The organism is Streptomyces sp. NPDC043861 (assembly GCF_056435905.1).
In genome coordinates this window covers 161,417-185,488 of sequence record NZ_JBWKDP010000002.1, presented here as the reverse complement: position 1 = coordinate 185,488, position 24,072 = coordinate 161,417, and the positions used below count along the sequence as shown (strand labels likewise).

23 protein-coding genes and 1 pseudogene are annotated in these 24,072 nt (G+C 71.4%); 13 read left to right on the top strand and 11 right to left on the bottom strand.

Annotation, left to right across the window (positions count from 1 at the left end; translation table 11 throughout):
* Positions 1-92: 92 nt before the first annotated feature.
* The gene (locus tag AC068D_RS05295; protein ID WP_478821606.1) at positions 93-854 is read left to right on the top strand and encodes a class I SAM-dependent methyltransferase; all 762 of its coding nucleotides are present in this window, start codon (positions 93-95) and stop codon (positions 852-854) included.
* The gene (locus AC068D_RS05290) at positions 851-1,948 is read left to right on the top strand and encodes a prenyltransferase (protein WP_478821605.1); all 1,098 of its coding nucleotides are present in this window, start codon (positions 851-853) and stop codon (positions 1,946-1,948) included. The genes AC068D_RS05295 and AC068D_RS05290 overlap by 4 nt, the downstream gene beginning before the upstream one ends.
* A 25-nt stretch (positions 1,949-1,973) precedes the next feature.
* Here AC068D_RS05290 and AC068D_RS05285 read toward each other — a convergent pair whose 3' ends face one another.
* A complete protein-coding gene (locus AC068D_RS05285) occupies positions 1,974-2,267 on the bottom strand; it encodes a hypothetical protein (RefSeq protein ID WP_478822015.1) in 294 nt (97 codons plus the stop codon).
* A gap of 117 nt (positions 2,268-2,384) precedes the next feature.
* Here AC068D_RS05285 and AC068D_RS05280 point away from each other — a divergent pair, with 117 nt between their 5' ends.
* Positions 2,385-2,939, top strand: coding sequence for a hypothetical protein (locus AC068D_RS05280; protein ID WP_478821604.1), 555 nt, complete (start codon positions 2,385-2,387; stop codon positions 2,937-2,939).
* Positions 2,940-2,975: 36 nt separating this feature from the next.
* Here AC068D_RS05280 and AC068D_RS05275 read toward each other — a convergent pair whose 3' ends face one another.
* The 7 genes from AC068D_RS05275 to AC068D_RS05245 form a co-directional block, all read right to left on the bottom strand.
* Positions 2,976-4,493 (bottom strand): alpha/beta hydrolase, encoded by a 1,518-nt coding sequence (locus AC068D_RS05275; protein WP_478821603.1) that lies wholly within the window; start codon positions 4,491-4,493, stop codon positions 2,976-2,978.
* Between the two features lie 119 nt (positions 4,494-4,612).
* Positions 4,613-5,137, bottom strand: coding sequence for a DUF3592 domain-containing protein (locus AC068D_RS05270; protein WP_478821602.1), 525 nt, complete (start codon positions 5,135-5,137; stop codon positions 4,613-4,615).
* Positions 5,138-5,365: 228 nt separating this feature from the next.
* Positions 5,366-6,376, bottom strand: coding sequence for an LLM class F420-dependent oxidoreductase (locus tag AC068D_RS05265; protein ID WP_478821601.1), 1,011 nt, complete (start codon positions 6,374-6,376; stop codon positions 5,366-5,368).
* Between the two features lie 110 nt (positions 6,377-6,486).
* Positions 6,487-7,281 (bottom strand): hypothetical protein, encoded by a 795-nt coding sequence (locus AC068D_RS05260; protein WP_478821600.1) that lies wholly within the window; start codon positions 7,279-7,281, stop codon positions 6,487-6,489.
* 120 nt (positions 7,282-7,401) lie between these two features.
* On the bottom strand, positions 7,402-8,289 hold the full coding sequence (locus tag AC068D_RS05255) for an N-acetylmuramoyl-L-alanine amidase (protein WP_478822014.1): 888 nt from the start codon (positions 8,287-8,289) through the stop codon (positions 7,402-7,404).
* A gap of 47 nt (positions 8,290-8,336) precedes the next feature.
* Complete coding sequence (locus tag AC068D_RS05250) at positions 8,337-8,990, bottom strand: class I SAM-dependent methyltransferase (protein WP_478821599.1); 654 nt, start codon at positions 8,988-8,990, stop codon at positions 8,337-8,339.
* A gap of 103 nt (positions 8,991-9,093) precedes the next feature.
* Positions 9,094-9,510 carry an ATP-binding protein gene (locus tag AC068D_RS05245; RefSeq protein ID WP_478821598.1) on the bottom strand — a complete coding sequence of 139 codons (417 nt, stop codon included), beginning with the start codon at positions 9,508-9,510 and terminating at the stop codon, positions 9,094-9,096.
* Positions 9,511-9,607: 97 nt separating this feature from the next.
* Here AC068D_RS05245 and AC068D_RS05240 point away from each other — a divergent pair, with 97 nt between their 5' ends.
* The 7 genes from AC068D_RS05240 (at position 9,608) to AC068D_RS05210 (ending at position 17,844) form a co-directional block, all read left to right on the top strand.
* A complete protein-coding gene (locus tag AC068D_RS05240) occupies positions 9,608-10,456 on the top strand; it encodes a helix-turn-helix domain-containing protein (protein ID WP_478821597.1) in 849 nt (282 codons plus the stop codon).
* Positions 10,416-10,691, top strand: coding sequence for a DUF397 domain-containing protein (locus AC068D_RS05235; RefSeq protein WP_478821596.1), 276 nt, complete (start codon positions 10,416-10,418; stop codon positions 10,689-10,691). Before AC068D_RS05240 ends, AC068D_RS05235 begins: the two co-directional genes overlap by 41 nt.
* A 98-nt stretch (positions 10,692-10,789) precedes the next feature.
* Positions 10,790-11,941, top strand: a complete 1,152-nt coding sequence (locus tag AC068D_RS05230; RefSeq protein ID WP_478821595.1) for a permease — start codon at positions 10,790-10,792, stop codon at positions 11,939-11,941.
* A gap of 96 nt (positions 11,942-12,037) precedes the next feature.
* Positions 12,038-12,337: a hypothetical protein gene (locus AC068D_RS05225; protein ID WP_478821594.1), complete on the top strand. Its 300-nt coding sequence runs from the start codon at positions 12,038-12,040 to the stop codon at positions 12,335-12,337.
* A gap of 570 nt (positions 12,338-12,907) precedes the next feature.
* Positions 12,908-15,121 (top strand): acyl-CoA dehydrogenase, encoded by a 2,214-nt coding sequence (locus tag AC068D_RS05220; protein ID WP_478821593.1) that lies wholly within the window; start codon positions 12,908-12,910, stop codon positions 15,119-15,121.
* Between the two features lie 14 nt (positions 15,122-15,135).
* Positions 15,136-16,323, top strand: a complete 1,188-nt coding sequence (locus tag AC068D_RS05215; protein ID WP_478821592.1) for a lipid-transfer protein — start codon at positions 15,136-15,138, stop codon at positions 16,321-16,323.
* Positions 16,324-16,386: 63 nt separating this feature from the next.
* Positions 16,387-17,844 (top strand): MFS transporter, encoded by a 1,458-nt coding sequence (locus AC068D_RS05210; protein WP_478821591.1) that lies wholly within the window; start codon positions 16,387-16,389, stop codon positions 17,842-17,844.
* Between the two features lie 179 nt (positions 17,845-18,023).
* Here the strand turns inward: AC068D_RS05210 and AC068D_RS05205 are convergent, their stop codons facing one another.
* Both AC068D_RS05205 and AC068D_RS05200 read right to left on the bottom strand, forming a co-directional pair.
* A complete protein-coding gene (locus AC068D_RS05205; RefSeq protein ID WP_478822013.1) occupies positions 18,024-18,629 on the bottom strand; it encodes a response regulator in 606 nt (201 codons plus the stop codon).
* 33 nt (positions 18,630-18,662) lie between these two features.
* Positions 18,663-19,253 (bottom strand): annotated as a pseudogene (locus AC068D_RS05200) (sensor histidine kinase); the annotation flags it as partial.
* Between the two features lie 259 nt (positions 19,254-19,512).
* Between AC068D_RS05200 and AC068D_RS05195 the strand changes: the two are divergent.
* From AC068D_RS05195 to AC068D_RS05185, 3 genes are read left to right on the top strand one after another with little or no spacing between them, the layout of a single operon-like run.
* Complete coding sequence (locus tag AC068D_RS05195; RefSeq protein WP_478821590.1) at positions 19,513-20,367, top strand: MaoC/PaaZ C-terminal domain-containing protein; 855 nt, start codon at positions 19,513-19,515, stop codon at positions 20,365-20,367.
* Between the two features lie 37 nt (positions 20,368-20,404).
* Positions 20,405-21,481 (top strand): Zn-dependent alcohol dehydrogenase, encoded by a 1,077-nt coding sequence (locus AC068D_RS05190; protein ID WP_478821589.1) that lies wholly within the window; start codon positions 20,405-20,407, stop codon positions 21,479-21,481.
* 11 nt (positions 21,482-21,492) lie between these two features.
* Complete coding sequence (locus AC068D_RS05185) at positions 21,493-22,452, top strand: 3-oxoacyl-ACP reductase (protein WP_478821588.1); 960 nt, start codon at positions 21,493-21,495, stop codon at positions 22,450-22,452.
* A gap of 421 nt (positions 22,453-22,873) precedes the next feature.
* Here AC068D_RS05185 and AC068D_RS05180 read toward each other — a convergent pair whose 3' ends face one another.
* Entirely contained in the window at positions 22,874-24,043 is a 1,170-nt protein-coding gene (locus AC068D_RS05180) for a hypothetical protein (protein ID WP_478821587.1), read from the bottom strand.
* Positions 24,044-24,072: the final 29 nt, after the last annotated feature.

Below are 24,072 nucleotides of genomic sequence, written 5' to 3'. Positions count from 1 at the left end.
CCGGCCACCGAGCGCTGCGCGCTCGGGTTCGACGGCCGCTCCGCGGCCGCAGGTGTGACCCGCAACTCCGACCTCGAAGGCAGGCCGACCCCGTGCTGACCGTCGACTTCTCCCGCTTCCCGCTCGCCCCTGGCGACCGCGTGCTCGACCTGGGCTGCGGGGCCGGGCGGCACGCGTTCGAGTGCTACAGGCGCGGCGCACAGGTCGTCGCGCTCGACCGGAACGGGGACGAGATCCGCGAGGTCGCCAAGTGGTTCGCGGCGATGAAGGAAGCCGGGGAGGCACCCGAGGGGGCGACGGCCACCGCCATGGAGGGCGACGCCCTCAACCTCCCTTTCCCGGACGAGTCCTTCGACGTCGTGATCATCTCCGAGGTCATGGAGCACATCCCCGACGACAAGGGCGTGCTCGCGGAGATGGTCCGTGTGCTCAAGCCGGGCGGACGGATCGCGGTCACCGTGCCCCGCTACGGTCCCGAGAAGATCTGCTGGGCGCTCTCGGACGCGTACCACGAGGTCGAGGGCGGACACATCCGCATCTACCGGGCCGATGAACTCCTCGCGAAGATGCGGGAGGCGGGCCTCAAGCCGTACGGCACGCACCATGCGCATGCGCTGCACTCGCCCTACTGGTGGCTCAAGTGCGCCTTCGGCGTCGACAACGACAAGGCACTTCCGGTGCGTGCGTACCACAAGCTGCTGGTCTGGGACATCATGAAGAAGCCCCTCGCCACCCGGGTCGCCGAGAACGCCCTCAATCCACTGATCGGCAAGAGCTTCGTCGCGTACGCCACGAAGCCGCACACCCCGTCGCTGACGGGGTACTCGCAGCCCGGCGCGGCGGCCGCCAAGTGACCACACAGTGGCGCGGCCCCGGCCGCACCGAACATCTCGTCCTGCCCGGCGTCCTGACCGCCGAGCAGGCCGCCGAGACCGTCGCCGGAATCCTTGCCGTGCAGCGCGCGGACGGGGCCATCCCCTGGTTCCGCGGGCACCATCTCGACCCCTGGGACCACACCGAGGCGGCGATGGCCCTGGACGCGGCGGGTGAGCACGACGCCGCCGCCCGCGCCTACGCCTGGCTGGCGCGGCATCAGCTCGCGGACGGCTCCTGGTACGCCGCGTACCAGGACCGGGAGAGCGGCGTGGACACCGCCGAACCGGCGGACCGCGGCCGCGAGACCAACTTCTGCGCATACATCGCGGTCGGCGTCTGGCACCACTATCTCGCCACCGGCGACGAGGCGTTCCTCGACCGGATGTGGCCGGCCGTGTTCGCGGCCGTCGAGTTCGTCCTGCGGCTGCAGCAGCCCGGCGGTGAGATCGGCTGGAAGCGGGAGGACGACGGCACCCCCGTCGACGACGCCCTGCTGACCGGCAGTTCGTCGGTCCACCACGCTCTGCGCTGCGCCCTCGCGATCGCGGAGGAGCGTGAGGAGCCGCAGCCGGACTGGGAGTTGGCGACCGGCGCGCTCGGGCATGCGATACGCCGCCACCCCGAGCGCTTCCTCGACAAGTCGCACTACTCGATGGACTGGTACTACCCGGTCCTCGGCGGCGCCCTGACGGGTGCCGGGGCGAAGGCGCGGATCGAGGAGCGCTGGGACGAGTTCGTGGTCCCGGGGCTCGGCGTCCGCTGCGTGCTCCCGAACCCGTGGGTGACGGGCGGTGAGAGTTGCGAACTGGCCCTCGCTCTCTGGGCGATGGGCGAGTCCGACCGGGCGCTGGAGATCCTCCAGTCGATCCAGCATCTGCGCGCCGAGGACGGCATGTACTGGACGGGCTACGTCTTCGAGGGCAACCGGGCCATGTGGCCCGAGGAGCTCACCACCTGGACGGCTGGCTCGCTGCTGCTGGCGGTGGCCGCCCTGGGAGGGGACGAGGCGACCACCGCGGTGTTCGGCGGCGAGAGGCTGCCGCGGGGGCTCGACCCCGAGTGCTGCCAGTAGGCCGCCGGCAGGGGGAACCGGCGGGTCAGTGTCGGCGCAGACGGCCGGCCACGGCGTGTCCGACGAAGACGTACACGACCGCGGCCAGACCGTAGCCCGCCACGACCCGCGCCCAGCTCTCGTCGAACGTGAAGAGATCGTGCGACCAGCCGGCGAGCCAGCGGGCCACGTCCTGGATGAAGACCACCAGGTCGTTTCCCCGGTTCGCGTCGAGCAGGTACATCAGGATCCACAGACCGATGATTCCGGCCATGACGTCGGCCACGACGGAGACGACCGTCGCAGCCTGATGCGTACCACTGCTTCGTCGGAGAGACATAGCCATCGGTTTGCCGTTTCCTGTTGAACGAAACCCGTTCGGCGTCGCCCGGGTGGCGGAACGGGGGAGCCGGGGTGAGGCTGACCCGAGAGTCTCGGGGAGGTCAGGAGGTCTGCCATGCCCACTCCGGGTTCGGTTCCTGCGGCGGTACGCCGCACGGCGGTGGCGCTGATGCTCTGCTGCGCCCTGCTGGTCACCGCCACCGCATGCGGTGGCGACAGCGAGGCAGGCGGCTCGCCGACGCCGACCGGCTCGGCGTCGGCACAGAAGTTCGCCAAGACGCGCTTCGTCGCCAATGCCGGTCTCGCGGCCGGCGCGACGTACCAGTGGATCGTCAAGCCGTACCGCGCGGGCAAGTTCAAGAAGGGCGCGGACGGCCAGAAGGCCGCTCTGGTGAAGGCCGGTCTGGCGGGCGCGTTCGCGTACAACAGGCTCAAGGCGGCCGCGAACAACGCCAAGGGCGACCCGCTGCTGTCGAAGGCGATGGCGCCGATCACCGCCGGTATCGAGTCGCTGAAGTCCCTGGGCACCAAACTGCGCAAGGGCCAGGCGGGCGACGCCGACATCGCCTCCCTCGAGAACGTCATCCAGAACGTCAAGAGCGCGGGCAGCAGCGCCGGTGCCGAGGTCAAGGACAAGGTGCCGTCGGTCGCCCAGCTCAGCGGCGGGTGAGAGCGGCCTTGCGCGCGGCCCCGGCACGGCCACGGCTCAGTTCGCGCAGTGCGTGTCCTGCCGCGGCCGCTCGCCCGTCACCAGGAACTCGGTGACCCTCCGGTCGCCGCAGGCGTTGCCGTTGCCCAGGTACACGCCGTGCCCGCCCTGTTCCACCGTCACCAGGCGGGCGCGGTCGCCGAGGGCACGGCGCATTCTCAGGGCGCCGAAGTACGGGGTGGCCGGGTCGTGAAGGCTCTGGATCATCATGATGTTGGACGGGCCCCTCGAAGTGATCCGGGTCGGCTTGTCCACCGGGGCGTCCTTCCAGAAGGCGCACGGGGTGATGTTCGCCGGCATCCCGGCCGTCAGCGGGTACCGGGCCCGGTCGACGGCGACGGCGCGCCGGTGCGAGGCGGTCGTTCCGCGCCAGCGCACGTCGTTGCAGATCACGGCGACCGAGACCGCAGCGTCGGAGTCCGGCAGGGGATGCGCCAGTTCGTCGGGGAGGGCGGGCTTGCCATCGGGGTGCCCGGCCGCCCGGATCAGCCGGGCCAGCCGGGGGAACGATCCATCGCTGTACAGGGCCTGTTGAACCGCCTGTCGCAGCATGGTGCCGGTGAGCGGAACACCCGGCGTCTGCGTCGCCTTCGGAACGCGGTCCAGCTCTGCGGCCAGGGCGAGCACCAGCGGCAGCACCTCCTCGCCGCGCCGGGCCAGCCGCAGGTCCTCGTAGGGGGCCGGAGGCTTGGCAGCCCAGGCGGCGAAGTCCGGGAACCTCTCGTGCGCGGCTCTGGACATGTTCTCCAGCCAGCCCTGCCCGACCCGCTCCGGGTCCGGGTCGCCGGTGCTGTCCAGAACCCAGCGGTCGGTGTGCCGGGGGTGCTTCTGCGCGTACACGGCGGCGACGTAGGCCCCGTACGAGCTGCCCCAGGCTGACACCTTCTCCTCGCCCAGCGCCTGTCGCAAGCGGTCCATGTCCCGCACCTGGTTCTCGCTGCCCAGGCTGCGCAGCACCTCGCCCCCGTTGCGGTCGCAGGCCTCGGCGGTCCGCCGGGCGCGGGCGACGTTCTCCGTGATGTCGCCGCCCGGCCCAGGCCAGGACCGCAGGGTCACCAGCCGGCGGTCGCCCTCGTCGAGCCCGCAGCCCGCCTTCGTACTGCCTCCCACTCCGCGTGGATCGAAGCTCACGAGGTCGTACGCGCCGTCCAGCTGTGCGGCCAGTGCTCTGCCCTTGTCCGTCAGCCGCCGCACCCCGGAGCTCCCCGGGCCACCGGCGATCACCAGCAGGACTCCGCGTCGCGCGGAGGGCCGGTCGCTGCGGATACGGGACACGGCGAGGTCCAACCGGGGACCGTCAGGGTCTCGGTAGTCGACCGGTACGGGCAGGACCGCGCACTCCTGGCCGGCCGGACCGTCCGCCTTGGCACAGGGCCGCCAGTCGAGTGCGGGTACGGAGGCGGACCCGGCCGACGTTCCCGCGTGGGCCGCTGGGGTGACCGATGCGGTCAGTCCGGTCGCGACCGCAGCCGCGGAGAGGATGAGGGCAAGGGCCTTGCTTCGGTAAGTCGTCATGATCCAAGGGTGGTTGAGCGAACGGCTCGATCCCATGCGGCAGGCATGACAACACAGGTGGGGCTGTCCCCCGGAGACCGGGGAATCCAGCTGGGGACGGGCGGCGCGGCCGGTCGGACCTACGGCTCGACGGTCTGGTACTCCCCCGTGTCCGGAACGATCCCGCCGTCGTCGGCCGACCCGTCCGTACCCAGGACAAGACCGAGGCCGGTCACCGCGAAGTAGAGCCCCACGCAGATGAAGACCAGCATCACCACGCCGGTCAGGCACGAGGCGAAGTCCAGCCCGGGCGATGCCCCGGCGGGTACGACCTGCTCGGGGCGCTCCGGCCGATACCGCACCGGCACGATGTCCCCCACCGCGTACGGCACAACAGCAGCCATCTCGGCCCGCACATCCCGCCCGTCGGACGTGACGAACCCCAGGACCAGACGCCGCTGGCTGTACCCGTGACCGTCCGAGGAGCGGTTGTGCACCACATACGTGTCCAGGCACCGGGCCTCCGCCACGAGCCCTTCCCGCAGGATCCGTCTGTTCTCCGCACCCTTCCGGACCATGAGGACGAGCCCGACGACCCCCAGGGCGATGGACAGCAGCCCGATCACCACGATGGTCAACTCGGCCGCCCCACCTGTGCCGAACATCCCGTACCCCTCACTGACGACCGGATTCACGCCCCGGTGCGCGGGGACGACGACGCCCGTGGAGATGCGTTGCGCAAGCCGGAGGTTCCCCTTCCTGCCCGCGGGATTGCGCACCGCCACCGACCCGGTGCAGCGGCCGGGTCAGGGCTCTGCCAGGCGGCGGCGCACCAGCTCGAAGTGCGGGCCGGGCAGTTGCCGGCCTACTGCCGGCTGTCCGGAGGGGACGCCCTACCCGTTCAGCTCGGCCAGTACCTGCAGGGTGCTCGGGTCGGGAGCCGTCACCAGCAGATCGGTGACCGGTCCCTTGCGCCACAACTCCAGCCGTTCGGCGATGCGTTCACGCGGTCCGATGAGCGAGATCTCGTCGGCGAAGGCGTCCGGGACGGCGAGCACCGCCTCCTCGCGCCGGCCCTCGGCGAACAGCCGCTGGATGTGCCGGGCTTCGTCCTCGTACCCCATGCGCGCCATCAGGTCGGCGTGGAAGTTGCGGGCGGCGTGGCCCATGCCTCCGATGTAGAAGCCCAGCATCGCCTTGACGGGCAGCAGCCCTTCGGCGACGTCGTCGCAGACGGCGGCCCGCGCCATGGGCGCGATCATGAATCCGGGCGGGACCTGTTCCAGGGACGCCTGGTACACGTCCGTCCGCAGTGGTGACCAGTAGAGGGGCAGCCAGCCGTCGGCGATCCGTGTCGTCTGGACGATGTTCTTCGGCCCCTCGGCGCCCAGGAGGACGGGCAGGGTGCTGCGCAGGGGATGGGTGATCGGCTTGAGCGGCTTGCCGAGGCCGGTGCCGTCGTCGCCCGTGTACGGGTGCGTGTGGAAGCGGCCGGCGAGTTCGACGGGGCCCGCACGGCGCAGGACCTGGCGGATGACGTCCACGTACTCACGGGTCGCGGTCAGCGGGCTCCTCGGGAACGGGCGCCCGTACCAGCCCTCCACGACCTGCGGCCCGGACAGTCCGAGCCCGAGCAGCATCCGGCCGCCGGATAGGTGGTCGAGGGTGAGCGCGTGCATCGCGGTGGCGGTGGGGGTGCGGGCGGCCATCTGGGCCACGGCGGTGCCCAGCCTGATGCGGGTGGTGTGCGCGGCGATCCAGGTCAGCGGGGTGAACGCGTCGGACCCCCAGGCCTCGGCGGTCCAGACGGAGTCGTAGCCGAGGCGTTCGGCCTCGCGGGCCAGGTCGAGATGGGCGGGGTTCGGGCCGCGCCCCCAGTAGCCGAGTGCGAGTCCCAGCCGCATGCCCCATCACCTTTCTGACGGACTGTCAGTTCACGGGTGTGCGGCGACTGTACGGCAACGGCCCCCCGCCCGGAAGGGCGAGGGGCCGGTGGATGCCTGCGTGCCGTCGATCAGCCGCGCTGGATGCCGGTGGTGTCCTGCAGGACGCCGCGTCGGCCGTCCTGCGTCTGTGCCACCAGGGCGGGACCGCGCTGCTCGACCGCGAGGTACCAGGTGCCGGGCGCGAGCTCCGCGATCGGGGTCGGCGAGCCGTCCTCCGCGTACAGCGGACGGGCCACCGGCACCGCGAACCAGAACGGCGCGAAATCGCCGGCCGGGGCGGGGCCGCCCTGCTGAGGCTGGCCCTGCTGGGGCCCCGGCTGGCCGCCGTACGGCTGCTGCTGGCCCGGCTGGCCGCCATAGGGCTGCTGCTGGCCCGGCTGGCCGGCCGGGTATCCGTAACCGCCCTGCGGCTGGCCGCCGTAGGGCTGGGGGGCCGCCGGACGCGGGGCGGGCATGAGGGGGGCCTTGAGGGCGGGGACCAGGGGAGTGGCGATGGCGCCGGCGGCGAGAAGCAGTGCGGCGATCAGGCCGAGGATGAGGGCGCTGCCCGCACCGTCCGCCTCGAAGATCCACATGAGGAGCTGCCAGGCCGTGGCGATCGTGAGGACGGTGCCGGCCTGGGCCAGGTCGAGACCGGCGATCTTGCGAGGCTGCGGCAGTGCGTGCGAGACGACGATCAGCGCGGCCCCGACAACGCCAAGCAAGTAGGTGCCCCAGCCCAGGTAGGACAGCTCCCACGTGTTGGGCACGACGTCGCACACGGAGCCGGAGCATTCGGCGATGTTGAGGAACGAGGCGATGAACAGCACCACCGCTGCTCCGATCACCACGCCATCGCCTCGAGTGAGGGAGCGGATGTTCACGTGTAGGTCCTTAGTCGGTTGCGTCTCGTCGGGCGGTCGTCGGTGCCGCCGGTCGGCGGTGCACGGCGCGAAGTCGGGGGGTTGCCCTCATCGTACGGACGAATCTATCGCCTGCCGCATCTACCCGAGCAGGTAGGTGCTGATGCCTTGAGTGATTCCCTGCGCCGCCTTCTGTCGCCACTCCGGACTCTTCAGCAGCGCCGCGTCCTTCTTGTCACGCATGTTCCCGCATTCGACGAACACCTTCGGAACCGTCGACAGATTGAGTCCGCCGAGGTCCTTTCGTACGTCCAACCCGGTGCCCTTTCCGATGTAGTTGGAGGGTGCGGTGCCCGTGACACGGGCGAAGGACCCGGCGATGCGCTCTCCGAGGAGGCGCGAGGGGCCGACGATTTTCGTCGTGTCCGCACCGTCCTTCTTCACCGGGGCGGGGAGGATCACATGGAACCCGCGGTTCCCGCTCGCGGAGCCGTCGGCATGCACCGAGACCACGGCGTCGGCGGCGGCCTCGTTGCCGATGCGGGCCCGCTCGTCCACACAGGGGCCGAAGGGGCGGTCGTTGTCGTGGGTGAATCGTACGGTTGCGCCCTGTTTCTCCAGCAGGGTGCGAAGACGGTGTGAAACATCGAGGGTGAATTCGGCCTCGGTGTAACCGTCGTTGGTGGACGTGCCCGTGGTGTCGCATTCCTTGCGATTGGTTCCGATGTCCACGAGCTCGTTGATCTCGCGGGCGTGCTCGGCATTGCCCGGGTTGTGCCCGGGGTCGACGACGACGGTCTTCCCGGCGAGGGGGCGGCCGCCTGCGGAAGGACCGCTCGACGGGCCGCCCGGCTGCGTCGCCGGCGAGGAGGCGTCACCCGGCCCGGCCGGCGGTTTCGGATTCTTGTCCGCTCCGGGGCCTCCGGCGCATCCGGACACGCAGACCGCCGCGAGGGCGGCGCCCATGAGGAGGGTGCCGACGCGGGCGGGACGGCTGCGGGGAGCGGTCCGGCTCGCGTCGTACGGCAGATCGGTCGGCACGTTCGTCGGCACGTCGTGATGCTAGTCCGGTGGCCTCAGACGCCCTGCCCCGTGCGCCTCAGGACACGCAGTGAGCCGGTCGCGGACACCTCGGTGAAGGCGCCCGACGCGAGTGCCCTGAGGTAGATGCGGTACGGGGCCTGACCGGTCCATTCGTCGACCGGGTCGGGAAACACGTCGTGGATGACGAGGAGCCCGCCCTCGGCGACGTGCGGCGCCCAGCCCTCGTAGTCGTTCGTGGCGTGCTCGTCGGTGTGCCCGCCGTCGATGAAGACCAGCCCGACCTGCCCGCCCCATACCCTCGCGACCTGCGGCGAGCGCCCGACGACGGCGATCACATGGTCCTCGAGGCCCGCCCGGTGCAGCGTCCGGCGGAAGGTCGGCAGGGTGTCCATGCGCCCCACCTCCGGGTCCACCACGGTCGGATCGTGGTAGTCCCAGCCGGGCTGCTGCTCCTCGCTGCCGCGGTGGTGGTCGACGGTGACGGCCACGGTCCCGGCCTCACGTGCCGCGTCCGCCAGCAGGATGGTGGAACGCCCGCAGTAGGTCCCGACCTCCAGCAGGGGGAGTCCCAGCGCCCCGGCCTCGGCCGCGGCCGCATACAGGGCCAGGCCCTCGTGCGCGGGCATGAAGCCCTTGGCGGCCTCGAAGGCGGCGAGGATCTCCGGCTTGGGGACGGCGGGGGCCATAAGGGGTTCCTCCGGGCTCCGGCAGGTGTGCCGGACGTCGTAAGAAGGCGTACGGGCGCGTGCCGAGCCCGTACGGGGCGGTCACATCGTAGGCGCAGGCGGATCAGGGCTTCGCGTCGCACTCGAACCAGACCGTCTTGCCGTCCGGCAGCTCCACCGTGCCCCACCGGTCCGTCACGGCGTCGACGAGCAGCAGCCCCCGTCCGCCCTCGCCGAGCACATCCCCGCCCCGCACGGGCCCGGCCGGGCGCGGGCAGCCGTCGGCGACCTCGACCCGCAGCCCCTCCGGCCGCCGCAGGATCAGCGTGGTGCACCGCCTGCCGGGCACATGCCGGACGACGTTCGCGACCAGCTCGGTCAGCGCCAGCTCGGCCGGATCCGACAGCTCGGCCAGGTCCCAGCGGGCCAGGAACATCCGCAGGATGCGTCGCAGATGCCGGGCCGAATGGTCACCGACGGTGAGGCCCAGGCGGTAGCAGCCCACAAGGTCCGCTGGTGAGGGGTCAGTTACGTGATTCATGTCACCAGCGTGCAGTGAGCCGATTACGCTCGGCTACGTACCGAAACGAACGCCGTACGGCGTGAGCTTGCACGAGCATGAGCTTGGGGGACCGCCCATGGCCAACATCCGTGACCTCGATCCGAGCGCATCGCCGCTGGACTACTACGGCTCGGAGCTGCGACGGCTGCGGGAGGAGGCCGGGCTGAAGCAGGGTGAGCTGGGCGGCTGCGTCTTCTGCACGGCGTCGCTCATCGGCCAGATCGAGACGGCACGGAAGGTGCCGACGCGGGACTTCAGCGAGCGGGTGGACGCGGCGCTGGGGACGGGCGGGGTGTTCTCGCGGCTGGTGGGGCTGGTGCTGAGGAGCCAGCTGCCGGCGTGGTTCCAGGCGTATGCGGAGATGGAGGCGAAAGCGGCGTACATCTCCACGTTCCAGGCCCAGTTGGTGTACGGGCTCTTACAGACGGAGGACTACGCCCGGGCAGTGCTGGGGGTGCGTAACGGTGACCAGCTCGACGCCAAGGTCGCGGCCCGGATGGAGCGGCAGCGGATCCTGGAGCGCGAGCACCCACCCCTGTGCTGGGTGGTGATGAGCGAGGCCGTGCTGCACCAGGAGGTCGGTGGCAGACGCGTCATGCGGAACCAACTCGCCCATCTGTTGGGTCTGCGCAGACGGGAGTGGGTGAAGGTGCAGATCCTGCCCTTCGGGGCGGGTGCCCACGCGGGTCTGCCGGGTACGTTCAATCTGCTGCGGTTCGAGGACGATCCCGATCTGGTCTACACGGAGGACTTCGTCCAGGGCCATATGACGGCCAATCCGCAGGCCCTCAGGGAGGGTTCGCTCCGTTACGATCACTTGCAGGCCGCCGCCCGCTCCGTGGAGGACTCGGCCGCACTGATCGCCCGCGTAATGGAGGAACGGTATGGACATCATCCAGACCCTGACGGGCGCACGATGGCGTAAGTCGTCCTACAGCGGCGACACCGGCGGCGACTGCATCGAGTGCGCCCCCCTCGGTGCAGCCGCCTGGCGCAAGTCGTCCTACAGCTCCGACACCGGCGGCGACTGCATCGAGGTCGCCTCCCAGCCCTGCCGGATCGCCGTCCGGGACTCCAAGAACCCCGAGGGCCCGGTCTTCGCCGTCGCGCCCACCGCGTTCGCGGCCTTCGTCACGGCAGCGGCCGAGGGCGTCCTCTGATCTGAGACCGCCGGGCGGGCCTCCATCCGGGGTGGGTGCGCGGCCCGCTGCCGTGTCAGCGGGCTGCGCCGCCTGCCCGTACCGCCAGGCTGTCCGGCATGGATGCCGCAGTCGACGCCGTGCTGCACGCCCTCGCCCTCACCGGGTCCATGGCGTGGGAGATCACCTGGGCCCTGATCCTGGGCTTCGCCCTGTCCGCCGTCGTGCAGGCGGTGGTCCGCAGGTCCACCGTGGTGTCGATGCTCGGCGACGACAGCCCGGGGAGCCTCGCCCGGGCGGCGGGTCTCGGTGTGGCGTCCTCGTCGTGCTCGTACGCCGCCGTCGCGCTGGCCCGCTCCCTGTTCCGCAAGGGGGCCGACTTCACGGCTGCGATGGCCTTCGAGATCGCCTCCACCAATCTCGTCGTGGAGCTGGGCGTCATCCTGGCACTGCTCATGGGCTGGCAGTTCACGGCGGCCGAGTTCGCCGGCGGGCCGGTCATGATCGTCGTGCTGGCGGTGCTCTTCAGGCTGTTCCTGCGCGAGGGCCTGTTGCGCGAAGCCCGTGAGCAGGCCGAACGCGGACGGGCCGGCTCCATGGAAGGTCATGCGGCGATGGACATGTCCATCGGGGGCGAGGGTTCCTTCTGGCGCCGGCTGATGTCCGGCGCGGGCTTCACCGCCACCTCGCACGTCTTCGTCATGGAGTGGGCGGCGATCATCCGCGATCTCGTGCTGGGGCTGCTCATCGCCGGGGCCGTCGCCGCCTGGGTGCCGGACTCGTTCTGGTCGGCGTTCTTCTTCGAGGGGCACCCGCTGGCCGCGAAACTCTGGGGCCCGCTGATCGGTCCCCTCGTCGCCATCGCGTCGTTCGTCTGCTCGGTCGGCAATGTGCCGCTCGCCGTGGTGCTGTGGAAGGGCGGCATCAGCTTCGGCGGGGTGATCGCCTTCATCTTCGCCGATCTGCTGATCGTGCCGATCCTCAACATCTACCGGAAGTACTACGGGGCGCGCATGGCCGCCTTCATCCTGGGGACCTTCTACGCCTCCATCGTCGTCGCCGCCTACGCCGTGGAGTTCGTCTTCGGCGCCCTCGGGATCGTTCCGGACCAGTCCACTGCGAAGATCCCCGACGAGGGCGTGTCATGGGACTACACGACCTGGCTCAACATCGTCTTCCTGCTCCTGGCGGCCGCCTTCGTCTTCCGCTTCCTGCGGACCGGAGGCGCCCGGATGCTCCGTGTGATGGGTGGTGCCCCCGCAGGTCACTGAACCCGGCGCGCGACCGTGGGCACTCGATGAGAATGTGGACAAAGTGGGTATATCTGCCCTGCCCCATATCAACGCTGGGACCGTTGTGGAGGCGCCATGGACACCTGGGCGACGTGGACCACTCAAGGAATCATTGCCGGCTCGGGGGGCGTCATGACCACTGAGGGCGGCCCGATCACAGGGGATCTGACGGTGCACACCACCTGGATCGACGGCCAGGCCCAGGTGACCGTGCAGCACACCGGTGCGTCGGAGTGGTACGCCATGCAAGGCAGTCCGGTGTCCGCGGCCGACGAGAGCGCTGCCCGGGCCGTGCATCAGACAGCGGTGGAGATGGTCAAGGAGGGGGGCGGTGTGCCCCTCTCGTTCTCCGAGGGATCCGCCGCCTCCGGCTGATCCGCGGCGAGCTCGCCGCACCGGCCGCCGAGTGCGGGCGGGCCTGCCGGGGTCAGGTCGAGCGGGGGTTCGGGGGAGACGGTGAGCGGTCATGTGCGGGGGCGGGCTCGGGTCTACGGGCGGTCGCGTGTGAGTCAGTGAGCCGCCGCGTACTCGGCGCTCTCCGGTTCGAGCTCCGGGTGTGAGCGGGCGGAGCCGCTCGGGTCGTACGCGCGTGCCTTCGCTGCCGACGGGTCGCCGTGAAGCCCTGTCCACGACATGGGTGACGCCGCCGTCCCCACCGACGACGTCGACATGGGTGACGCCGCCGTCCCCACCGACGACATCCAGTACGACCTCCGCCTCCTCCACTCCGACGCGGCGTCCCCCTACTGACACCCTCATGGCAGACGACAGCGTCCCAGCCCGTATGCAAGATCCAACTGCACTGTGCAAACCCAGCTGCAAGGTCAATCCGGCCTGTGCGGGTTCAGCCGGCTCCAAGCATCTGCCGCATCGTTGCCCAGGCGGGCGCAGATGACCTCGCATCTGACCTTCCGTCAGATTGAAACGTGTTCTACTCTGCCGCGCATGGGCACCGGAAGCGCGCACAGCGTGGGAACCGCCGGAGGCATCGGAATCACCCAGGAACACGGCGAGTTGGCGGACTCCGTGCGCCGCTGGCTGGCCCGGGCCGTGCCCCCCGAGGCCGTACGGAAACTGCTCGACGCCCCCGGGAGCGGCACCGGTGGGCGGCCCGGACACTGGGACGCGGCGGCGGAGCAGGGGCTGCTCGGGATACATCTGCCCGAGGAGCACGGCGGCGGGGGCGGCACACTGCTGGACCTCGCCGTCGTACTGGAGGAGACCGGGAGGGCCGCGCTGCCCGGGCCGTATCTGCCGAGCGTGCTCGCCTCGGCCGTGTTGGCACGCGCCGGACAGACCGGTCTGGCGGCCCAGCTCGGCCGAGGGGAGCGCATCGGGGCGGTCGCCCTCGGTCCCGGGGACCTCACCGCGGTACGGACCGACGACGGACACCGCATCGACGGGACCGCGCCGCCCGTGCTCGGCGCCGGGCAGGCGGATCTGATCCTGCTCCCGACCCCGGCCGGATGGCTCGCCGTGGACGCAGGTGATCTCTCGATACGCGGACACGAGAGCGCCGACCCCACCCGCCCCACCGCCGAGGTCACCGCGCACGCCGTCGGCGTGCCCGGTCACCGTGTCCTGGACGCCGACCCCGCTCTCGTCGCGGACCTCGCCGCCGTACTGTTCGCGGCGGAGGCCTGCGGGACCGCCGCCTGGGCGCTGGGCACAGCCACCGAATACGCCAAGGTCCGCGAGCAGTTCGGGCGGCCCATCGGGCAGTTCCAGGCGGTGAAGCACCTGTGCGCCGACATGCTCCTGCGCGTCGAGCAGGCGCGGGCGTTGACCTGGGACGCCGCCCGCGCCTGCGACGACACCGCGGCCCCGGCTCCCGTCGACACCGCCGTCCGGGGCCTGACCGCCGCCCTCGCCGCCGCCACCGCCCTCGACGCCGCGTACTCCTGCGCCAAGGACTGCATCCAGGTCCTCGGTGGCATCGGCTTCACCTGGGAGCATGACGCCCACCTCCATCTGCGCCGTGCCCTCGTCGCACGCCAGCTGCTCGGGCCCGGCGACAGCCACCGCCTGCGCGCGGCACGGCTCGCCGCGGACGGAGCCCGGCGCGAACTGCGTCTGGAGCTGCCCCCGGCCGCCGAGCCGCACCGCCGGGCCGCACGCAGGGTCATCGCCCGCGCCCATGGCCTCGACCCCCGCGCCGCCCGCCGCGTCCTCGCCCCGGCCGGCTACGCTGCCCCGCACCTCCCGCCCCCCTACGGCCTCGGCGCGGGCCCGGTCCAGCAGCTCGCGGTCCAGCAGGAACTGCGGGCCGCCGGGGTGAAGGTGAGCGAACTGGGCATCGCCACCTGGGTGGTGCCGTCCCTGATCGCGTACGGCAGCGAGGAGCAGAAAGCCCGCTACCTCCCCCCGACCCTGCGCGGCGAACTCCTCTGGTGCCAGCTCTTCAGCGAACCCGGTGCGGGCTCCGATCTCGCGAGCCTGGGCACCCGTGCCGAGCGCCTGCCGGACGGCCGCTGGCGGATCACCGGCCAGAAGGTGTGGACGAGCGCCGCGCAGTGGGCCGACCACGGGATCCTCCTCGCCCGCACCGACCCCGGTGCAGCCAAGCACCAGGGCCTCACCTACTTCCTCGTCGACATGCGGACCACCGACGGCATCGACATCCGCCCGCTGAAGGAGATCACCGGCGAATCCCTCTTCAACGAGGTGTGGTTCGACGGGGCGCTGCTGCCCGCCGACGCCGTCGTCGGCGAGGTGAACGACGGCTGGCGGGTGGCCCGCGACACCCTCGGCAACGAACGCGTGCACATGGCCGACCAGCTCACCTTCGACACCGGCCTGGAGGAGCTGATCACCCGATCCCACGGCCTCGACGACGCGTACCGGGCCCGGATCGGCGCGCTGGCCGCCGAGGCACACGCCCTCGCCTGTCTGGGGCTGAGGACCACCCTGCGGCAGGTCGACGGCATGGAGGCGGGCGCAGGAGCCTCCGTACGCAAGCTCGTCCAGACCCCGCACCAGCAGAAGGTCGCCGAACTCGCCGTCGAACTCCTCGGCCCGGCGGGCGCGGTGCGCGAGGGGGCCGGCCAGCGGGCCGTGCACGGAATGCTGATGTCCCGCTGTCTGACCATCGCGGGCGGTACCACCCAGGTTCAGCTCAACGTCGTCGCCGAGCGCGTTCTCGGCCTGCCTCGGGACTGAAGGGAGCACCGGAGATGAAGGCGTACATCGTCGGCGTCGGAATGACGAAGTTCGAGAAGCCCGAATCCAGGGACTGGAAGTACTGGGACATGGCCAGGGAAGCGGGCACCGCCGCGCTCGCCGACGCGGGCGTTCCGTACGGTCTCGTCGAGCAGGTCCCCGTCGGCTACTGCTTCCAGGCATCCACGGCCGGTCAGCGTGCCGTGTACGAACTCGGGCTCACCGGGATCCCCGTCTACAACGTCAACAACAACTGCGCGACCGGCTCGACGGCACTGATGATGGCCCGGCAGTTCGTCGCGGGCGGCATCAGCGACTGCGTACTGGCGCTCGGCTTCGAGCAGATGAAGAAGGGCGCGCTGGGCGGGGGAGGCGAGGGGGACTTCAACACCTCGCCGGTCGCCCGCCACTACGGGATCATGGCCGCCGCCCACGGATTCGAGACGACCCCGCCCACCGCCCAGATATTCGGCAACGCCGCCCGCGAGCACATGGAGCGCTACGGGACCACCGTGCGCCAGCTCGCCGCAGTCGCCGCGAAGAACCACCGGCACTCGGCCGCCAATCCGAACGCCCAGTTCCGGGACGTCCACGACATCGACGACATCCTCGCCGCCAAGCCCATCCACCAGCCGCTCACCAGGCTGCAGTGCTCGCCGACGTCCGACGGTGCCGCTGCGGTGCTCGTCGTGTCCGAACGCTTCGTGGTCGAGCACGGCCTGCACGACAAGGCCGTCGAGATCGCGGGGCAGGCCATGACCACCGACACCGGCGACTCCTTCGCCTCCGGCTCCTGCATCGACGTCGTGGGCAGGCCCATGTCGCGTGCCGCGGCCGGGCAGGCGTACGAGGCATCGGGCCTCGGCATCGAGGACATCGACGTCATCGAGCTGCACGACTGCTTCTCGGTCAACGAGCTGCTGACCTACGAGGCGCTCGGCATGTGCCCGGAAGGCGAGTCGGGCAAGCTCGTCGAGTCGGGGGCGACCACCTACGGCGGCCGCTGGGTGGTCAATCCGTCCGGCGGGCTGATCTCCAAGGGGCATCCGCTGGGCGCGACGGGCCTGGCCCAGACCGCCGAGCTGACCTGGCAGCTGCGCGGGGAGGCCGGTCCGCGGCAGGTGCCCGGCGCAAGGACGGGACTGGCCCACAACATCGGTCTCGGCGGGGCAGCGGTCGTGACCGTACTGCGAAAGTCCTAGGCCCGCGGCCCTCGGGTGGATCCTCCGAATTCTGGATGTGTCCGCTGTCAGGACCCTGAGAACATGACGGTCATGGCCCACGCACCTTCAGACACAGCGGACATCCGGATACCGACCCCTGCCCGCCCTGCCACGCGCATGTGGGCCGTCGTGGCGGCCGCCTGCGCAGGGCAGTTCCTGGTCGTCCTCGACGTGTCCGTGGTCAACACGGCTCTGCCGTCGATGCGCGCCGATCTGGGGCTGAGCGCCGTCGGGCTGCAATGGGTGGTCAACGCCTACTCGATCGCATTCGCCGGGTTCATGCTGCTCGGCGGTCGGGCCGGGGATCTGTTCGGGCGCAAGCGGATGTTCCTGGTGGGGCTCGCCCTGTTCACCATGGCCTCGCTCGCGGGCGGACTCGCGCAGGAGGGCTGGCAGTTGCTGGCCGCCCGAGCTGCGCAGGGGCTCGGCGCGGCGGTGCTCGCACCGTCCACGCTGACGCTGCTCACGGCAGCCGTTCCGGAGGGCCCGGCGAGAGCCAGGGCGATCGCCACCTGGACCGCGGTCGGCGCGGGCGGCGGCGCCGCGGGCGGACTGGTCGGCGGGGGGCTGACCGACGCGCTGTCCTGGCGCTGGACGCTGCTGATCAATGTGCCCGTCGGCGCGCTCGTGCTGCTGCTGGGAGCCTGGTGGCTGACGGAGAGCCGGGGAGGGGAGCGGCGCCGGCTCGACCTGCCGGGCGCGGTGCTCGTGACCGCGGGCCTTGCGACCCTCGCGTACGGCATCGTCCAGACCGAACAGCAGGGCTGGACCGCCGCGGCGACTCTCGTGCCCCTGGCGTCCGGGCTCGGGCTGCTCACCGTCTTCGTCGCGGTCGAGGCACGCACGAAGGCGCCGCTCATGCCGCTGAAGCTGTTCCGGGTGCGGTCGGTGTCGGCGGCGAACGCGGCGATGTTCAGCTGTGGCGCGGCCATGTTCTGCATGTGGTTCTTCATGACGCTCTACGCCCAGAACGTCCTCGGCTACAGCCCGCTGGCCGCCGGGCTCGCCCTGATGCCCAGTTCCCTCGCCGTCGTCCTCGGCTCGAAACTCGCGCCCCGCATGATGCGGACGGTCGGCGCCCGCAACGTGGCCGTGCTCGGCGCGCTCGTGTCCGCGACGGGCTTCGGCTGGCAGTCGACGATGGATGCCCATGGTCCGTATCTGACCGGGATCATGCTGCCCGGCATGGTCATGATGCTCGGCGGCGGCCTCGCGGCGACCCCGCTCGCGGCGCTTGCCACCTCGGGCGCCGCCCCGGGCGACGCAGGCCTCGTCTCAGGACTGGTCAACACCTCACGGACGATGGGCGGTGCGGTGGGGCTGGCCGTCATGTCGACGGTCGCGGCGGCGCGTACGGGTGGGGCGACGGACCCGGAGTCCCTGACGGCGGGCTATGCGCTGGCGTTCAGGACCGGGACGGGCGTGCTGCTGGGCGGTGCGGTGCTCATGCTGCTGTGGCTGCCGGTGGACAGGGCCGCGCGGGACCAAACCGGAGGGTAGGCCCCGGACCCCGCGCCGGCCCGGCAGGTCTCCGAGGTCCCGTACGGTCGCGGTGAATCACCTGTACACCACGGTCGCGAAGGCCGCCGCGCGCGGACTCCGCCCCGGCCGGGGCACGGGGCCGGTACGGAGCCCGGGGTGCGGCCCGAAGGGCAATGGGGGTACGGCGGCCGGGCCCCTCAGAGCCAGCCCTGGCGGCGGGCCGCCCGGACCGCCTCCATGCGGTTGCGGGTGCCGGTCTTGCCGATCGCCGCGGACAGACAGGTCTGCACCGTCGACTCCGACAGATGCACCTTGGCGGCGATGTCGGCGACGGTCGCCCCGTCCACCGCGGCATTGAGGACGTCCCGCTCATGCGGCGTCAGCGGGCTCGGACCCGCGCTCAGGGCCGCCGCCGCGAGCGCCGGATCGATGACCGTCTCGCCCCTCAGCACCGCCCGGACGGCCTCCGCCAGTTCCTCCACGGGCCCGTCCTTGACCAGGAAACCCGAAGCCCCCGCCTCCATCGCCCGCCGCAGATACCCGGGCCGTCCGAACGTCGTCAGGATCAGCACCCGGCAGCCGGGCACTTCCTCGCGCAGGTCCGCCGCGGCGTCCAGCCCGGTCCTGCCGGGCAGTTCGACGTCGAGCAGGGCCACATCGGGCCGTGCGACGAGCGCCGCGTCCACGATCTCGTCCCCGCGTCCCACCTGTGCGACGACCTCGATGTCCTTCTCCATGCCGAGCAGCAGCGCCAGGGCTCCGCGCATCATGCCCTGGTCCTCGGCGAGAAGGACTCTGATCATTGCTCGCTCCCACTCCGTCGAGGACACGATCCCCACCGGGAGCACCGCGGCCGACCGGAACCCGCCGTGCGCCGCCGGGCCCGATTCCAGGGTGCCGCCCGCTGCGGCGACACGCTCGGCGAGACCCTTCAGCCCGCTGCCGGGCGTGCCCGAGCCTACGCCCCTGCCGTCGTCGGTGATCACCGGGCGGACGCGTTCGGGAGTGCCGCTGACCTGGATCTCGCAGCGTGAAGCACAGGAGTGCCGTACGGCGTCGGTGGGCCGGCTCGCGCACCACCCGGCTCAGCAGGGCCTCGGTGCCCCCTCCAGGGGCGGTCCCGACCGGCGTACCACCGGCTCGATGCCCGCCGTCGGCAGTGCGTCGCGGGCCCGGTCGGGCTCCGTGGCCAGGCTGCCCTCCCGGTAGCCGCTGACCGCCTTGCGTATCTCCGTGAGCGCCTGCCGTCCGACCGCCTCGATGTCGTTGACCCGGCGGAGGGCCGCGTCCAGGTCGCGGGGTGCGGGACGGCGGGGCCTCGGACTTCACGACGATCACCGAGAGGGTGTGGCCGAACAGGTCGTGCAGATCGCGGGAGAAGCGGAGCCGTTCCTTGTCGGCGGCAGTGCGGACAGCTCCTGCCGGGTTCGCGCCGGCGGATGCGCAGGTACGGATGCGGTAGTGACACATGTCCTGGGTGGGCGGCCGGACACGTGATCTGACGTGGCGTCAGGAGCCTTCACAAGTGTCGGGGGGTGCGTTATACATGGGGTCCAACCGGCCTAGAACGCGTTCTAGAACGGACGCGGGGAGCGGTCGGTCCCGCACGGCCTCGGTGCGGCCGACGGTGCGGACGACCGCACCGAGGTCTTCGCTTTCCCCAGTCCTCCAAGGAGCAGCATCCCCATGCCCATCGATGCCGCCAAGGCGGTTGCCGCCGAGCCGCGCAGTGCCGAGATCAGCTGGGACCACAAGGACATCCAGCTCTACCACCTCGGCCTCGGCGCGGGCGTCCCGGCGACGGACCCCGACGAACTGCGCTACACCCTGGAATCCCGGCTGCACGTCCTGCCCAGCTTCGCCACGGTCGCGGGTGCGGGCATGGGCGTCGTCGGCGGCCTCTCCGCCCCCGGTATCGACATCGACCTCGCCGCCGTACTGCACGGAGGCCAGACGATCACGCTCCACCGCCCCATTCCCGTCAAGGGCCGGGCGACCAGCACCTCACGCGTCGCCGCCGTGTACGACAAGGGCAAGGCCGCGATCCTCGTACTCCGCTCGGAGGCAGCCGACGAGGACGGGCCGCTGTGGACGAGCGACGCCCAGATCTTCGTCAGGGGAGAAGGCGGCTTCGGCGGCGAACGCGGACCCTCGACACGTGTGGAGGAGCCGGACCGGGAGCCCGACAGGACCGTCGAACGGACCGTCCGCGAGGACCAGGCGCTCCTCTACCGGCTGTCCGGCGACTGGAACCCCCTGCACGCCGATCCGGAGTTCGCCAAGCTCGCCGGCTTCGACAAGCCGATCCTGCACGGCCTCTGCTCGTACGGGATCACCCTCAAGGCCGTCGTCGACACGCTCATCGGCGGGGACGTCACCCGGGTGCGCTCGTACAGCACGCGCTTCGCCGGGGTGGTCTTCCCGGGGGAGACCCTGCGCATCCGGATGTGGCGGCAGGACACCAGGATCCAGGCGACGGTGACGGCCGTGGAACGCGATGACGCGCCGGTGCTCGCCGACACGCTCGTCGAAATCTCCTGACCCCCTGATCTCCTGATCTCTCGAAGGGAGCCGCACCATGCGCGCAGCCGTACTGCACGAGATCGGCCAGGACAAACTCGAAGTCCTCGACGACGTCGAGGCGGTGGGCTTCGGCCCCGGCAAGGTGAGGATCCGGGTCAGGGCGACCGGACTGTGCCACTCGGACGTCTCCGCGATGAGCGGGGTGCTGCCGCAGCCCGCACCCTTCGTGCCCGGTCACGAGGGAGCGGGCGAGATCGCCGACATCGGCGACGGGGTCCAGGGCCTCCGGCAGGGCGACCGGGTGCTGATGTGCTGGCTCCCCGCCTGTGGTACCTGTCCGGCGTGCAGGCGCGGCCAGTCCCAGCTCTGCCTCGCCGGCTTCATGAACGCCGGGACGCCCAACTTCAAGCGGCCGGGCGGGGACGTCTTCGGATTCGCCGGGACGGGCACCTTCGCGGAGGAGGTCGTCGTCGACGCCGGCTGTGCGGTACCGATCCCGGACGATGTTCCCTACGACATAGCGGCCCTCATCGGCTGCGGCGTGACGACGGGACTCGGTGCGGCCATCAACACGGCCAGGGTGACGGCCGGTTCATCGGTCGCCGTCATCGGCTGCGGCGGCGTCGGCATCTCCACCATCCAGGGTGCGCGGGTGCAGGGTGCGGCGCAGATCGTCGCCGTGGACCCGGTCGCCTCGCGGCGCGAGGCCGCTCTGCGCTTCGGCGCCACCGAAGCCGTCTCGCCCGACGAGCTCGCCGACGCGAAGCAGCGGATCACGGGCGGGGAGGGTTTCGACTACGTCTTCGAGGTGGTCGGCAAGTCGGCGACGGCCCGGACGGCCTACGAGACGGCGCGGCGGGGCGGCACGCTGTGCATCGTCGGAGCCGGTGCGATGGACGACTTCCTCCAGCTCAACATGTTCGAGCTGTTCTTCGACGAGAAGAGGATCCTGCCGTCGATGTACGGCGGAGGGGACGTGCTCCGGTCGTACGAGCGGGCCATCGCGCTCTGGCGGGCGGGCCGGATCGACCTGGAGTCACTGATCACCCACCGGGTGCACCTTCCCGAGATCAACGAGGCGCTGGCCCAGATGCGGACGGGCGAGGCCCTGCGTACCTGCATCGAGATCTGAGGGGACGGGCCATGTCACTCCCCTTGGAGGGCCTGTCCGCGATCGTCACGGGCGCGGGCCGCGGGCTCGGCCGGGCCGAGGCGCTGGAACTGGCCGCGCTCGGCGCGAGCGTCGTCGTCAACGACTACGGGCAGCCGGGACGGGACGGCTCCGGTGCGGCGTCCGCCGGACCCGCGCAGACCGTCGCCGACGAGATCCGCGCGGCGGGCGGCCGGGCGGTGGCGCACCTGGGCGACGTCTCCGACCTGGAAGCCGCCCGTGGCCTGGTCGGCCTGGCGGTCGACACCTACGGCAAACTGGACATTCTGGTCAACAATGCGGGGATCCTCCGGGACCGGATGGTCTTCTCGATGAGCGAGGAGGAGTGGGACTCGGTGATCCGGGTCCACCTCAAGGGGCATTTCAACACGACCCACTTCGCGTCGGTCCACTGGAGGGAACGCTCCAAGGCTGCGGGCGGCCCGGTGTACGGAAGGGTCGTCAACACCTCGTCGGAGGCGTTCCTCGCGGGATCGGCCGGACAGCCCAACTATGCGGCGGCGAAGGGGGGCATCGTCGGTCTCACGACGTCGACGGCGCTCGCGCTCGCCAAGTACGGCGTGACGGCGAACGCGATCTGCCCCCGGGCCCGCACGCGGATGACGGAGGACGTCTTCGCCGGCTTTCCGACGGCCAGGAGCGGTGCCGAGCCGGGCGAGGGCGCACTCGACCCGCTCGCCCCGGAGCACGTCTCCCCGCTCGTCGGCTATCTGGCCTCCCCGGCCGCGGCCCGGATCAACGGCCAGTTGCTCGTCGTCCACGGCGGCATGGTCGCGGTGGTCGAACGCCCGAGAGTGGCCGCGAAGTTCGACTCGACCAAGGAGACCTTCTCGTACGAGGAGCTGGACGGCGTGCTCTCGCCGTACTACGAGTCCCGCCCCGCAGGCGAGACATTCGCGGCGGCCGAGGTGCTGGGCCTGAAGCGGAAGTAGCGCCGGGCGCGCGGGCGGGCGCCGGACAGGACCTCCGGGAGCCGGCACAGGGCTGCCGGTCCCCGTGCGGGTGCCGACAAGGGCAGATACGAGGGGCCGCCACGGATGTGATCCGTGGCGGCCCCTCGCCGTACGCCGACGCTCCCCGTGCTACGAAACGCTGCCGCCCGCAGGGCGGCGGTGGCGGCCGTGCGCCGGAGCGGTGGAGTCCTCCGTCGACGCTGCACCGCCCCGGTGCTTTCCGGAGCCACCGGCTTCGGCCTGGGTCGCGACCGCCCCCTGCGGACGCGCCTGGGTCGTGTCGGTTCGGGCTTCAGACATGTGGGAAGTTCACCCCGTCGTGATCGCTGATTTCATGTCACAAGGGAGCCCTCACCGTCGACAACCGGACAGCGCAGCTGTGCAGCCCCCGGCCGGAATTCTAACCGGGTGTCACACGCCCGACGAGGGGCGCCTGCTGCAACGGTACGGGCCTCCGTACGACAGGACCCGAGCCGCCTCGAAACAGTTCCCCACCTGCGGATTCCACTTGTGCCGATTCAGTGATCGGACCGGCCGGGAACGCGGAATCGGGCACCTCCAACCGGGCCACTCCGCACGCCACCGCCTCGGTCGTGCACGGCAGCCGCAGGTGCCCTTCCCGGGTCCACAGACCCGCACCCGGCAACCAGCCTTCAGGGGCGGTGAGTTGGAGCAGGCGGCGGCCGGATGGTCGCCACACCCCCACCCAGCTGCCCGCCGCCGCGTCGATCCGCAGCGCCACGGAACAGCTCTCCGGCATCAGCATCCGTCCCGGCTGGATCGCGAACGGCGTCACGGCGGCGTCGGGCAGCCGCAGGCACTCCGGGAACCGCGCCGGGCACAGACTGCCCAGCACACCCCACCCCAGCCGTTCGTGTCCCGCCGCGTCCGAGCGGATCAGCAGCAGCCCGCTCTCGGTGTCCGCGAGCACCAGCCGGTCGTTGCTGTCCTCCGTGATCTGCAGCAGCGGGGTCGTCTCGCCACCGCGCTCCAGATCGACCGCCACCGTCTTGGTGATCCCGTCCGTCTCCCGGTCCAGCGCCAGCATCCGGCCCGTGCGGTCCAGCCACACGCCGCCCGAGCACCGGCCGGGAACCTCGGCGACCCGCTGGGGCCCGAACGTCCCGCCCGCCACCAGCCACACCGCAGTGGAACGCGCGCCGGGCGCCAGCGCGTACACACAGGTGCCGTTCGGGGCGGGCGGGAGCAGCGTCATCGTCGTCGCCCCGACCACGCCGAGGAACAGCTCGCCCGTCCCCGGCCCCGCGGGGTACAGCAGGGAGAACGCCTGCCGGTCCGCCACCCGCCGCCGGATGAGCACCCGCCCGTCGGTCATCGGCGCCACTTCGGCGTCGGGCTCCTCGGGCTGGTCGAGCGGGAGCGGAACCGCATACGGCTCGGGGCCGTCGAGCGTCCAGCGCTCCGCGAAGCGTGCGTCTCCCGTACCTGCGAGACGCGCCGCGTAGCAGCCGTCCGCACTGATCGTGAACACCGAATCCGCCGGCCGCAGGGCTTTGTCGTCCCCGGCCGTGTCCCCGGCCTCTGCCGCCTCGATGGCACACGCTGTCATCGGCTGGTCACCTCCGGCCATCGACGCTA

Bases quoted from the DNA above. Each gene is read 5' to 3' on its own strand.
- AC068D_RS05215 (WP_478821592.1), top strand. From the start codon at position 15,136: ATGAAGGCGTACATCGTCGGCGTCGGAATGACGAAGTTCGAGAAGCCC.
- AC068D_RS05280 (WP_478821604.1), top strand. From the start codon at position 2,385: ATGCCCACTCCGGGTTCGGTTCCTGCGGCGGTACGCCGCACGGCGGTG.
- AC068D_RS05265 (WP_478821601.1), bottom strand. From the start codon at position 6,376: ATGCGGCTGGGACTCGCACTCGGCTACTGGGGGCGCGGCCCGAACCCC.
- AC068D_RS05240 (WP_478821597.1), top strand. From the start codon at position 9,608: ATGGCCAACATCCGTGACCTCGATCCGAGCGCATCGCCGCTGGACTAC.
- AC068D_RS05225 (WP_478821594.1), top strand. From the start codon at position 12,038: ATGGACACCTGGGCGACGTGGACCACTCAAGGAATCATTGCCGGCTCG.
- AC068D_RS05210 (WP_478821591.1), top strand. From the start codon at position 16,387: ATGACGGTCATGGCCCACGCACCTTCAGACACAGCGGACATCCGGATA.
- AC068D_RS05180 (WP_478821587.1), bottom strand. From the start codon at position 24,043: ATGACAGCGTGTGCCATCGAGGCGGCAGAGGCCGGGGACACGGCCGGG.
- AC068D_RS05195 (WP_478821590.1), top strand. From the start codon at position 19,513: ATGCCCATCGATGCCGCCAAGGCGGTTGCCGCCGAGCCGCGCAGTGCC.
- AC068D_RS05250 (WP_478821599.1), bottom strand. From the start codon at position 8,990: ATGGCCCCCGCCGTCCCCAAGCCGGAGATCCTCGCCGCCTTCGAGGCC.
- AC068D_RS05220 (WP_478821593.1), top strand. From the start codon at position 12,908: ATGGGCACCGGAAGCGCGCACAGCGTGGGAACCGCCGGAGGCATCGGA.
- AC068D_RS05285 (WP_478822015.1), bottom strand. From the start codon at position 2,267: ATGTCTCTCCGACGAAGCAGTGGTACGCATCAGGCTGCGACGGTCGTC.
- AC068D_RS05270 (WP_478821602.1), bottom strand. From the start codon at position 5,137: ATGTTCGGCACAGGTGGGGCGGCCGAGTTGACCATCGTGGTGATCGGG.
- AC068D_RS05235 (WP_478821596.1), top strand. From the start codon at position 10,416: ATGGACATCATCCAGACCCTGACGGGCGCACGATGGCGTAAGTCGTCC.
- AC068D_RS05205 (WP_478822013.1), bottom strand. From the start codon at position 18,629: ATGATCAGAGTCCTTCTCGCCGAGGACCAGGGCATGATGCGCGGAGCC.
- AC068D_RS05230 (WP_478821595.1), top strand. From the start codon at position 10,790: ATGGATGCCGCAGTCGACGCCGTGCTGCACGCCCTCGCCCTCACCGGG.
- AC068D_RS05190 (WP_478821589.1), top strand. From the start codon at position 20,405: ATGCGCGCAGCCGTACTGCACGAGATCGGCCAGGACAAACTCGAAGTC.
- AC068D_RS05245 (WP_478821598.1), bottom strand. From the start codon at position 9,510: ATGAATCACGTAACTGACCCCTCACCAGCGGACCTTGTGGGCTGCTAC.
- AC068D_RS05185 (WP_478821588.1), top strand. From the start codon at position 21,493: ATGTCACTCCCCTTGGAGGGCCTGTCCGCGATCGTCACGGGCGCGGGC.
- AC068D_RS05275 (WP_478821603.1), bottom strand. From the start codon at position 4,493: ATGACGACTTACCGAAGCAAGGCCCTTGCCCTCATCCTCTCCGCGGCT.